The sequence below is a fragment of the Kitasatospora sp. NPDC058444 genome, assembly GCF_042721415.1.
In the GTDB taxonomy this organism is placed as follows: domain Bacteria; phylum Actinomycetota; class Actinomycetes; order Streptomycetales; family Streptomycetaceae; genus Kitasatospora.
Genome location: NZ_JBHXLL010000010.1, coordinates 205,703 through 216,289 on the forward strand (window position 1 = coordinate 205,703; position 10,587 = coordinate 216,289).

9 protein-coding genes and 1 pseudogene are annotated in these 10,587 nt (G+C 74.6%); 3 read left to right on the forward strand and 7 right to left on the reverse strand.

Going from position 1 to position 10,587, the window contains the following annotated elements:
- Positions 1 to 28 precede the first annotated feature (28 nt).
- Positions 29 to 1,369, reverse strand: coding sequence for an MFS transporter (locus tag ACFWP2_RS14550; RefSeq protein WP_380450812.1), 1,341 nt, complete (start codon positions 1,367 to 1,369; stop codon positions 29 to 31).
- A 399-nt stretch (positions 1,370 to 1,768) separates the two neighbouring features.
- On the opposite strand from ACFWP2_RS14550, the gene ACFWP2_RS14555 reads away from it, so the two are divergent.
- From ACFWP2_RS14555 to ACFWP2_RS14565, 3 genes are all read left to right on the forward strand, one after another.
- On the forward strand, positions 1,769 to 4,249 hold the full coding sequence (locus ACFWP2_RS14555) for a molybdopterin cofactor-binding domain-containing protein (protein ID WP_380450815.1): 2,481 nt from the start codon (positions 1,769 to 1,771) through the stop codon (positions 4,247 to 4,249).
- A gap of 85 nt (positions 4,250 to 4,334) precedes the next feature.
- Positions 4,335 to 4,802, forward strand: a complete 468-nt coding sequence (locus ACFWP2_RS14560; protein WP_380450818.1) for a (2Fe-2S)-binding protein — start codon at positions 4,335 to 4,337, stop codon at positions 4,800 to 4,802.
- A 95-nt stretch (positions 4,803 to 4,897) separates the two neighbouring features.
- A complete protein-coding gene (locus tag ACFWP2_RS14565; RefSeq protein ID WP_380450821.1) occupies positions 4,898 to 6,037 on the forward strand; it encodes an alpha/beta hydrolase in 1,140 nt (379 codons plus the stop codon).
- 61 nt (positions 6,038 to 6,098) lie between these two features.
- On the opposite strand, the gene ACFWP2_RS14570 is transcribed toward ACFWP2_RS14565, so the two are convergent.
- From ACFWP2_RS14570 to ACFWP2_RS14595, 6 genes and pseudogenes are all read right to left on the reverse strand, one after another.
- Positions 6,099 to 6,704: a TIGR03086 family metal-binding protein gene (locus tag ACFWP2_RS14570; RefSeq protein WP_380450824.1), complete on the reverse strand. Its 606-nt coding sequence runs from the start codon at positions 6,702 to 6,704 to the stop codon at positions 6,099 to 6,101.
- Between the two features lie 131 nt (positions 6,705 to 6,835).
- Positions 6,836 to 7,591 carry an SDR family NAD(P)-dependent oxidoreductase gene (locus ACFWP2_RS14575; RefSeq protein WP_380450827.1) on the reverse strand — a complete coding sequence of 252 codons (756 nt, stop codon included), beginning with the start codon at positions 7,589 to 7,591 and terminating at the stop codon, positions 6,836 to 6,838.
- A 118-nt stretch (positions 7,592 to 7,709) separates the two neighbouring features.
- Positions 7,710 to 7,934, reverse strand: a complete 225-nt coding sequence (locus ACFWP2_RS14580) for a hypothetical protein (RefSeq protein ID WP_380450829.1) — start codon at positions 7,932 to 7,934, stop codon at positions 7,710 to 7,712.
- 266 nt (positions 7,935 to 8,200) lie between these two features.
- Positions 8,201 to 8,959, reverse strand: a complete 759-nt coding sequence (locus ACFWP2_RS14585) for a transglycosylase family protein (protein WP_380450832.1) — start codon at positions 8,957 to 8,959, stop codon at positions 8,201 to 8,203.
- A 556-nt stretch (positions 8,960 to 9,515) separates the two neighbouring features.
- Positions 9,516 to 10,184: a response regulator gene (locus tag ACFWP2_RS14590; protein WP_380450853.1), complete on the reverse strand. Its 669-nt coding sequence runs from the start codon at positions 10,182 to 10,184 to the stop codon at positions 9,516 to 9,518.
- Positions 10,185 to 10,333: 149 nt separating this feature from the next.
- Positions 10,334 to 10,587: pseudogene (locus tag ACFWP2_RS14595) on the reverse strand (hypothetical protein); the annotation flags it as partial.

Consider the following 10,587-nt stretch of genomic DNA (forward strand, 5'->3'; position numbering starts at 1 on the left):
CTCGGGGCCGGCACCGAGCCCCTCGCGGTCAGGCCCCCGGCGACGCGCCCGCGGCCACCGCCGCCGGCGGCGGCACCGTGTGACCGCGGCCCCGCGCCGCCCAGCGGGCGACCGGTCCCATCGCGTACCCCGCCGCGAGGAAGACCCCGCCGAGGACCAGCCAGCCGGCCAGGCCCCCGTCCAGCAGCAGCGTGGTGAGCAGCAGGGGCCCGAGGGTGCGGGCGACGGCGACGCCGGTGCCGAAGAAGCCCTGGTACTGGCCGATCCGCCCGGGCGGGGCGAGGTCGAAGGCGATCTGCCAGCTGCCGGCCGACTGCCGCATCTCCCCGGCCACCTGTAGCACGGAGGCGGCGACCAGCAGCGCGCCGACCGCCCAGACCGGCACGTCCAGCGCGGACAGCCCGAAGACGGCGCAGGAGCCGAGCAGCAGCACCCCGGCGGAGCGGACCGCCCGGGCGGCCGGGTCGAGGCCGGTGATGCCACGTGCCGCCCGGACCTGGAAGGCCAGCACCGCGAGGGTGTTGAGCACGAACAGCGCCGAGCCGAGCCAGCCGATCCCGGGGGCGCGCGCGGCGATCCAGAGCGGGATGATCAGACTGAGCAGGGGCATCCGCAGCAACAGGACGGCGTTGACCGCGGTGACGGCGGCGTACCGGCGGTCGCGCAGCACGGCGAGGCGCGGCCCGCCGTCCGACGGCGCTGCCGCGGGCGGGGCTTCGGGCAGCCGCCGCAGGACCAGCGCGCCGATCAGGAAGCCGAGCGCGGTGACGACGAAGGCGGTCTGGTAGGCGGCGCGGGTGCCGACGCTCAGCGCGATGCCGCCGATCGCCGCGCCAACGGCCAGTCCGCCGTTGAGGGTTGACTGGATGTGGGCGAGCAGGGCGGTGCGCTGCCCGGGCGGCACCAGGGCGGCGACCAGCGCCTGCCGGGCCGCGGTCAGGCCGGACTGCGCGGTGGCGTAGAGGCAGACCGCGAGCAGGAACAGCGGGTAGGAGCGGATCACCAGGAACGCGGCGACCACGGCGGCCGTGCCGAGTGCGAGCGCCACCGAGGTGCGGCGCGGGCCGCGCCGGTCGGCGAGGTGGCCGAGCGGGACGCCGGCGACGGAGCCGAGCGCCCAGGCGAGGGTGAGGCCGAGCCCGAGGGAGGTCGGTGACATCCCGACGACCCGGGTGAAGTAGAGCGCGGAGCAGGTGTAGTACGCGCCGTCGCCCACGGCGACGGCCAACTGGGCGGCCGCGAGGGTCCGCTGGGGTCCGGCGGGCGGCAGGGAGCCCCAACGGGCGGCTCGGTCGGGCGGCAGGGAGCCCCAACGGGCGGCTCGGTCGGGCGGCAGGGAGCCCCAACGGGCGGCTCGGTCGGTCGGCATGGTTCCCCTTCTCCGGCGCGGGCGTCACCCGCCGGACGCATCGGGTGGTCACCCACACGCGTCCACCTGCGTAAACGTGTTCACGGACCGTCACCCCTGCCCGCGACCGCCGGACGGGCGGCGCGCGGAGCCGATCCCCGCGACCGCCGGTTCCGGCGCACCCCCACGCTAGGGAAGAACCGGCCCAGTGAACCGGTCCAGTGATCAAGGAATTTCCTGGGCCAATCCGCCCCACCGCCGCACCGCCGACCGACCCCTGAACCCGCGTACGAGAGGCTCCAGTTGAGGCCGCAGAGCACTTCCGGGGTGATCTCGCCCGACCTCGACCGCGCCCGCGCGGCGCCGTCCGTACCCGCTCCGAATCCGCGTCCGCCGACCGCCGCGAAACCGCGATCGGGCATGCCAAGGGCCGACTTTGACGGTGTTGACCCGTCAGTAGCGCCCTCTTATGCTCAACGGCGTTCGCGATCCGGCACCGGGCCGGGGCCAGAGCGCCCTCCCCGTTCCCGTCGCCGTCTCCGGTTCGAAGGGTGTCCTCCCATCAGCACCTCCACCGCCCCCTCGGACCCGACCGGATCGGACTCCGCCGACCGGCCCGACGGCGCCGAAGCCCCGGCCGTCCCGGACACGTCGGACACCCGGGCGGCGACGGACGGCACCACCCGCCGCCGGCGCTTCCTCACCTACCTGCTGGCCGCGCCCACCCTCACCGTCGGCGCCGGTCTCGGCCTCGACACCGCCGCACCCGCCACCGCGCGGGCCGCCGCCCCGACCCCCGTCCCGCCCTCCGTACCGGCGCGGGAGACCGCCCTCCCCCAGCAGCTGATCGGCCTGCCCGGCATCCCGGACATCGTGGACCTCGGCGACGCGATGATCATCGCCGGCCTGCCGACCGCGCACCTGCTGGTCCTCGAGGTCACCCCCGCCGGCCGCGCCGCGCTGCACCTGCCCCGGCTGGAGGTCGGCCAGGGCCTCACCACCGCGATCGCCATGATCGTCGCCGAGGAACTCGACGCCCGCCTCTCCGACGTCGACGTCCCGCTCTCCGACTCCCGCCCCGAGCTGGTCTTCAACCAGCTGACCGGCGGCTCCAACTCGATCCGCTCGCTGTACGACCCGGTGCGCGCCGCGGCCGCCGCCGCCCGGGCCCGGCTGGTGACCGTCGCCGCCAAGCGCTGGAACGTTCCCGCGACCACCCTGCGCACCGCCGACTCCGCCGTCCTCGCCCCCGACGGCCGCCGGCTCGGCTACGGCGACCTCGCCGCCGAGGCGGCCGGCGTCGCCGTGCCCGCCGTCCCGGCCATCCCCAAGAGCGCCGACCAGCTGCGCGTGGTGGGCCGGCCGACCGGCCGGATCGACGCCCGCGACATCGTCACCGGCCGCGCCAAGTACGCCGGGGACCTCCAGGTCCCGGGCGCCGTGCCGACCGTGGTCGCCCGGCCGACCACCGTCAACGGCACCCTCAAGTCCCTGGACGCCTCCGTCGCCCGCGCCATGCCCGGGGTGCTCGGCGTGGTGCAGATCCCGACCGGCGTCGCCGTCCTCGCCGAGACCTTCGACCAGGCGCTCAAGGCCCGCGACGCGCTGCGCGTCACCTGGAACCCGGGCCCGGTCGCGGGCCTGTCCGACGCCGACGTCCGGTCCCGGCTGCGCGCCGCCCACCTGCCGTCCCTCCCGCCGCCGCTGCTCTCCCACCGCGTGGAGGCGGAGTTCGACTTCGCCTTCGTCAACCACGCCCCGATGGAGGTGCTCACCGCCGTCGCCGACGTCCGGCCGAACCGCGCCGAACTGTGGTTCGCCGCGCAGAGCCCGATCCTCGCCCAGGGCACCATCGCCGCCGAACTCGGCCTGCCGGAGAAGGCCGTCACCGTCCACGTGGTGCGCGGCGGCGGCTCGTTCGGCCGCCGGCTGTTCTTCGACGCCGCTCTGGAGGCCGCCCAGGTCTCCAAGGCCGCGGGCCGCCCGGTCAAGCTGATGTGGACCCGCAACGACGACATGCGCCACGGCCGGGTGCGCCCGGCCAGCCACCACGTCATCCGGGCCACCTACGGCCTCGGCCAGGTGTTCAGCTGGGAGCACCACGTGGCCAGCGTCCTGACCGACCTCGGGCACGGTCTCGGCGACATGCTGACCGCCGCCGGCTACAACCTCCCGCTGGCCGGGCTCACCGCCTCCGAACTGTTCTTCCTGCTCACCGAGAAGAACCCGTACGACGTCGGAGTGCCCACCCAGCTGCTCGCCGAGGTGCCGCTGGAGCTGCACACCGGAAGCTGGCGCTCGGTCTACTCGGGCACCGTCCGGGTCTCCGACGAGATCATGATGGACGAACTCGCCCGCCGGATGGGCCGGGACGAGCTGGCCTTCCGCCGCGACCGGATGCGCGGCGCCGCCGGGCGGGCGGTGCTGGACGAGCTCGCCGCGCGAGGGAACTGGGGCCGCCCGATGCCCCCCGGCCACGCCCAGGGCATCGGCTACCACGACGAGCACAGCGCCTGCGCCGCCTACCTGGTCGAGCTGGACGCCACCGACCGCGCCAACCCCCGGGTGACCAAGGCCGTCGTCGTCGCCGACGTCGGCCGGGTGATCAACCCCAGGGGCCTGGAGGCCCAGCTGACCGGCGCGCTGGTGGACGGCATCTCGGTGATCCTCCAGGCCGGCAACCACCTGGACAACGGCGCCTTCCGGGAAGGCAGTTACAGCGACTTCCACTACGCCCGGCAGCGCCACACCCCGCCGGTGGTCGAGATCCACCTGATGCCGCCGAGCGGACCGCCCGGCGGCGCCGGCGAGCTGGGCGTCCCGGCCGCCTCGGCCGCCGTCGCCAACGCGTACGCCCGCGCGACCGGCACCAGCCCGCGCTCCTTCCCGATCAACTTCTGAGCACCGACCTCCGGCCACCGACCACCGACCACCGTTTCCGGCCACCGGCACCATCTGACCACCAGCTGAGGAATCCCGACTCCCGATGCCCACCCACACCTTCGTCCTCAACGGGCAGCCCGTCACCGTCGAGGCCCCGGACGACATGCCGCTGCTCTGGGTCCTGCGCGACAAGCTCGGCGTCACCGGCCCCAAGTACGGCTGCGGGGTGGGTGTTTGCCGCGCCTGCACCAGCCACCTGGACGGCCAGGAGTTCCAGCCCTGCACCCGGTCCGTCAAGGACTGCGAAGGGCATACCGTCACCACCATCGAGGGCCTGGCCGACGGCGAGGTCCTCCACCCCGTCCAGGAGGCCTGGCTCGCCTGCGACGTCGCCCAGTGCGGCTTCTGCCAGCCCGGCCAGATCATGACCGCCGTCGCCCTGCTGCGCCACACCCCGAACCCGACGGACGCGGACATCGACCGGATCCAGAACGTCTGCCGCTGCGGCACCTACCCGCGCATCCGCGAGGCGATCAAGCAGGCCGCCGCCCGGCAGGCCGCCAAGCACTGACCGCGGGCCGGCGCCGCCGTCCGGCACCCTGGACCCGCCGGTCCAGACCACTTAGGCTGACCGGACGCCAGTCACCCAGCCGACGAGGATGACGCATGATCAGGCGCCGTTCGCTGCTCGCCCTCGCGGGCCTGGGCGGGGCCGCCGCCCTGCTGCCCTCCGGGCCCGCCCAGGCCGCCCCGCCGCGCACCATCGACCTGCCCGCGCCCACCGCCGGCCGTCCGGTCGGCACCACGAGCCTGCACCTGGTCGACCACGACCGGCTCGACCCGTTCGCGCCCGTCCCCGGCCCGCGCGAGCTGATGGTGCAGTTCTGGTACCCGGCGCGCGGCACCGCCGACCGGCCCCGCGCGCCCTACACCACCCCGCGGGTCGCGGCCGCGATCGAGCGGATCCTGCCGCTGGACCCGGGCACCCTCGCCCTGGTCCGCCCCACCGCCCGCGCCGGCGCACCCGTCCACCCCGGCCCGCTCCCCCTGCTGCTGCTCGGGCACGGCCGCAAGGGCGGGCGCAGCAACTGCACCGCGCTGGCCGAGGAGTTGGCCGCGCACGGCTACCTCGTCGCGGCCCTCGACCACACCTACGACGCGGCCGCCGTCGAGTTCCCGGACGGCCGGCTGGTGCACAGCGTCCTGCCGGACGAGCCGCCGGACTGGGACGCCGCCGAGCACAAGGAGATCGCCGCGCGGGTCGGCGACCTGCGCTTCGTCATCGGTCAACTGACCGGCCGCCGACTGCCGTTCCGGGTCGACGAGGAGCGGATCGGTGTGCTCGGCCACTCCATGGGCGGAGCAGCGGCCGCCGAGGCGCTGCGCCAGGACCGGCGCCTGAGGATCGGCCTCGACCTCGACGGCGGCCTGTTCGGCTCCCCCGTCCCGGACCTCGGGCTGGACCGGCCGTTCCTGCTGCTCACCTCGATCGACGACCACGACACCTGGCAGCGCTGGCGCGAGCACCACCACGCCTGGGGCCGCCAGCTGCGCACCCTGGGCGCGGGCCACCTCAGCTTCACCGACCTGCCGCACGCCGCCGCCCCCGGCCACCTCGCGGACCACCTTCCCGCCGAGCAGTACACCGCCCTGCTCGGCACCCTGCCCCCGGCCCGCGCCACCGAGCTCACCCGCGGCTACGTGCGGGCCTTCGCCGACCGCTTCCTGCGCGGCCTCCCCTCACCGATCCTCGACGGCCCGTCTCCGCGCGCCCCGGAGATCGAGTTCCGCTGGAGCCACCCGTAGGGGGCAGCCGCAGGGGGGTCCGGTGCGGGGGGTCCGGTGCGGGGGGTCCGGTGCAGGGGGGTCAGCCGTGCACGCTCGCGGCCGGGTCGCGGCCGAAGAAGGCGGCGAGCCGGTCGTACGCCGGGGCGTCGTCGGGGACGGCGACGGCCGGGCCGAAGGCGTGGTGCTCCTCCTCGGATCCGCGGTACTCGGGCTTGAGCGCACCACTCGCCCAGGTGAGCGCGGCGAGCGCGACCTCGTGGTCCAGGCCCTCGGTGGACTGGTCGGTGGCATGGGCCAAGTCCCAGCCGTGGACGGCGAATTCGGCGATCTGCTGGTCCACCGGGAAGCGGGCCGGCAGGGCGCCGACGCCGGGGACCTGCACGGTGCCGCCGAGGTCGCCGGCCGCCCGCCAGGCGTCCACCAGCTCCTCCGCCCCGGCCTCGAAGGCGTGCAGCCAGTCCTCCTCGACCCGCTCGAAGGGCTCCGACCAGTCCGGCTGCCCGCCCTTCGCCCGTACGGTGAACTGCCGCAGGTCGTGCAGGAGGTGGCTGACCAGGTCGCCGACGTCCCAGGAGCGGCAGGGCGTGGGGTGACCGGCCAGCTCGACGCCGGTGCCGTCGATCAGCCCGGCGGTCTGCGCGAGGGCCCGGGCGAGCAGCCCGATCGGGTCTTCCGCTGCGGTCATGGCACACCTCTCGGTACGGGGTCCCGGGGCGGGAGCACGGGGTCGTGCCGGGCGATCGTAAGCGCGGGCACCGACAACCGCCCGTCACGACACCGTGCCCGCGGGCCCGCAGGCCCGCCGGGCGTCAGGCGTCAGGCGGCGAAGCCGCCGTCCACCGCCAGCTCGGCGCCGGTGACGTACCGGCCGTCCTCGCCCGCCAGGTAGGCGACGGCGGCGGCGACCTCCGCGCCGGTGCCGTAGCGGCCGAGCGCGGTGAGCCCGCTCTGGAACTCCGCCGAGGGGCCGTCGGCCGGGTTCATGTCGGTGTCGATCGGCCCGGGGTGGACCAGGTTGGCGGTGATCCCGCGCGGCCCGAGCTCCCGGGCCAGCGCCTTGGTCAGGCCGATCAGCGCGGCCTTGCTGGTCGCGTACAGCGTGGCGCCGGGGAAGGCGACGCGCTGGGCGATACAGCTGCCGATGGTGACGATCCGCCCGCCCTCGGCCAGGTGCGCGCCGGCCGCCCGGGCGTACAGGAAGGGCGCCCGGACGTTGACCTCCAGCGTCCGGTCGACGTCCTCCAGCGTGAGGTCGCCGATCGGGCCGAGGATGCCGACACCCGCGTTGTTCACCAGGACGTTCAGCTTGCCGAACCGCTCGACGACGGCCTCGACCACGCCCTGCACCGCCTGCGGGTCGGCGCTGTCCGCCCGGACGGCCCAGCCGGTCCGCCCCATCGCGGTGATCTTCGCGGCGACCTCCTCGGCCCGCTCCGCGCCGCCCTGGTAGGTCAGCACCACGTCGGCGCCGTCCTCGGCCAGCCGCAGGGCGACCGCCGCCCCGATCCCCCGGCTGCCGCCGGTCACCAGGGCCACCTTGCCGTCGAGCGCCGTCGCACCGTTCATCGTCATGTCTCCAGAACTCCTCGTTGCCATCGCGGACATGACTCGATCCTGGTCTCGGGCGCTTCAAACCTCCGGCGGTATTCGGACGTTGCGTTCAACGTTCAACAATGCCTCCGAGGGCCCCTCACCCCGGCGCGCGCTCCCGCCGGTGGTAGTACGACCCGACCGCCGGCCGGCCCGTGTAGTTGGGCCCAGCCGCCGGGTCGGCTCCGGCGTAGGCGAAGGGCAGCGCGACCGCCCGTGCGCCGTCCAGGACCAGCAGGTGCCGGCGCGCCCGGTACTCGAAGCCGGCCGCCCGCAACGCCGCCACCACCGCACGCGCCGCACCGGACCCGTCCGGGCGGCGCACCGACTCCGGATCGAAGTGCGCGACGAATCGGCCCGGCCGAGCGGACCGCAGCGGCCTCGGCGGCCCCAGGCGGCCCCAGGCGGCCCGTAACGGGCCGTTAACGGCCCGCGAACGCACCGGAACCGGCCGGAGCGGCCGCCCCCGTCCAGGGCGGCCGCTCGGCCGGTTCACAAGGCTCCGTCAGACGGCTTCGCGTCGGGCGGACCCGGGTCGGGCCGTCAGGCCGTCGAGCCGTCAGCCCGTCAGCCCGTCAGCCCGTCGGACGGTCAGACCGCCAGCGTCTGGCCCGGGAAGATCAGGTCCGGGTCGTCACCGATGGTGCGCGCGTTCTTGCGGTACAGGCTGTCCGTGTCGGTGCCGAACTTGGCCGCGATCTCGCTCAGGGTGTCACCGCTCCTAACGGTGTAGCCACCCGCGGCGGTGTTCTTCGGCGCGACCGGCGCGGACTGCGCCGGCTTGGCGGAGGGCTGCCCCTTGGGCGCCTGCTGCGTGGCGGCGGCCTTGCCGGTGGCGGGCTTGGCGGCGGGCGCGGCGGCGGGCTTGGCGGGCTTGGCCGCCTTCGCGGTCGGCTTGGCCGCCGTGTCGCCCGAGGTGTCGACGGCGGCCGGCGCGCCGCCCCTGCTCAGGCCCGCCTTCTGCGAGCAGACGGGCCAGGCGCCCGGGCCCTGCGAGGCGAGGACCTTCTCCGCGACGGCGATCTGCTGCGCCCTGGTCGCCTTGTTGGCCTGGGAGGCGTAGGCGGTCCCGCCGTACGCGGCCCAGGTGGACGGGGAGAACTGCAGTCCGCCGTGGAAGCCGTTGCCGGTGCTGATGCTCCAGTTCCCGCCGCTCTCGCACTGGGCGACGGCGTCCCAGGTGGAGGCGGTGGCGGCGGAGGCCGAGGTGGCCGTGACGAGGCCGGCCACCGGCAGGGCCGCGACGGCGGCGCCCGCGACGACCGCCATCCGAACGCGGTGACGCTTGGCGGCGACGGTGGCGGTGGCGGTGGTGTCGGTGGCAGCGGCGGTCTCGTGACGGGGATTCATACAAGTCCTCTCGACAAGTCCCGGGTGGGCATGCGGAACCAGGCCCGGGACATGGGCCGGCAGTTTTTCGCTCACCTCACTCGACGGGCGGCCGGACACGTGTCGGACGTGCCGTGCCGCCCCGGTCACCTCCGCACGCCGACGGCCTGTTCGAGCCGGCCTGGTCGGCGGGCACCGCCCTCGCGCCGTTGGTCAGTCGGCGGGCGGTGCGTCGGGGTGAACCCGGGTGGCGCTCGTTGCGCCGCCAATGAAGCTAGGGGGCATCACCCGGACGCAGCAAGCAATTCTTGGACGTCGCAGGTCAGTTGACTGTTACCGGCGGTATTGATCAAGAAGATGTGCCTGATTTGACGGATTTCGACCGAATTTTCAAGATCAAATGGTCGAATTCCGTGCCCTCGCTCACACCTATCCCTCCGAGAAAGCTCACACGCCATCAACGCGGAGGAATCGTCGGCTGACGCACCGTCACCGTCCGGTCCGGAGTTCCCGGTTCCGCACCGCCCGCGAGTGGCATCCGTCACGCCCACTACGCACGGCGATCGAAAAGTGACCCTCAGTCGCGGCTGTCGAGCTCCGCGTCCCGTGCCAGCAACGCCGCCTGGACCCGGTTGTCGCAGCCCAGCTTGGCCAGGATCCGGCTCACGTAGGTCTTCACCGTCGCCTCGCTCATGTGGATCCGCGCCCCCGCGTCGGCGTTGGACAGACCCTCGCCGAGCAGCGCCAACACCTCCAGCTCGCGCGGGGTGAGCACCTCCAGCCGGCGCCGCGCCGCCACCGCGCGGGCGGCCAGCGAGGCGCTGCGCCCGGAGGCCAGCGAGTCGACGATGTGCCGGGTGGCGGCCGGGGAGAGGAAGGCGTTCCCGCCGGCCGCCGCCCGGACGGCCTGGATCAGCTCGTTCGGCGCGGTGTCCTTGAGCAGGAACCCGGCGCCGCCCTCGGCCACGGCGCGCAGGACGTTCTCGCGCTCCCCGAAGGTGGTGAGGATCAGGGCCCGCGCGCCGGGGGCGGCCTTCGCCAGTTCCCCGAGCGCCGTCAGCCCGTCCATCACCGGCATCTGGATGTCCAGCAGCACCACGTCCACCCGGTGCGCCCGCGCGAGGTCCAGCGCCTCGCGCCCGTCGGCGGCCTCCGCGACCACCTCGATGTCGTCGGCGGAGCCGAGGATCATCCTGATCCCGGCCCGGATCAGCGGCTCGTCGTCGGCGACGAGGACTCGGATCACGCTGGTCATTCCCCCTCGAACGGTGCTTCGGCTGCGGCACCATCCTCACATCCCGGAGAGACCGCTCCGAACCACCCCGTTCCGGACCACCGTGCTCCGAAACCGGCCCGGCCCGCCCCGGCCGGAGCACTCCCCGCGCACGGGGGCACTCAGCCCCGGGCGACGTACTCCAGCTTCTCCACCAACGCCCCGTCCCGGAAGCAGAATCGCGCCACATGCTCCTCGTTCCAGCCGGCACCGGGCGCACCGTACAGCCCGAACCAGCGGCAGTGCGCGCCCGCCGGAATCTCGGGTCCTGTCCCCTTATAGGCTCTTACAAGATTTTCGTAGTCGGTGATCGTCCTGGGCCCTGGGTCAGCTGAGCAGGATGCGCTGGCGTAGAAGGCGGTGACCCGCGCGGCCG

What these genes read in the sequence shown, in the direction of transcription:
- ACFWP2_RS14550 (WP_380450812.1), bottom strand. Translation starts at nt 1,369, where the DNA reads ATGCCGACCGACCGAGCCGCCCGTTGGGGCTCCCTGCCGCCCGACCGA.
- ACFWP2_RS14555 (WP_380450815.1), top strand. Translation starts at nt 1,769, where the DNA reads ATGCCAAGGGCCGACTTTGACGGTGTTGACCCGTCAGTAGCGCCCTCT.
- ACFWP2_RS14560 (WP_380450818.1), top strand. Translation starts at nt 4,335, where the DNA reads ATGCCCACCCACACCTTCGTCCTCAACGGGCAGCCCGTCACCGTCGAG.
- ACFWP2_RS14565 (WP_380450821.1), top strand. Translation starts at nt 4,898, where the DNA reads ATGATCAGGCGCCGTTCGCTGCTCGCCCTCGCGGGCCTGGGCGGGGCC.
- ACFWP2_RS14570 (WP_380450824.1), bottom strand. Translation starts at nt 6,704, where the DNA reads ATGACCGCAGCGGAAGACCCGATCGGGCTGCTCGCCCGGGCCCTCGCG.
- ACFWP2_RS14575 (WP_380450827.1), bottom strand. Translation starts at nt 7,591, where the DNA reads ATGACGATGAACGGTGCGACGGCGCTCGACGGCAAGGTGGCCCTGGTG.
- ACFWP2_RS14585 (WP_380450832.1), bottom strand. Translation starts at nt 8,959, where the DNA reads ATGAATCCCCGTCACGAGACCGCCGCTGCCACCGACACCACCGCCACC.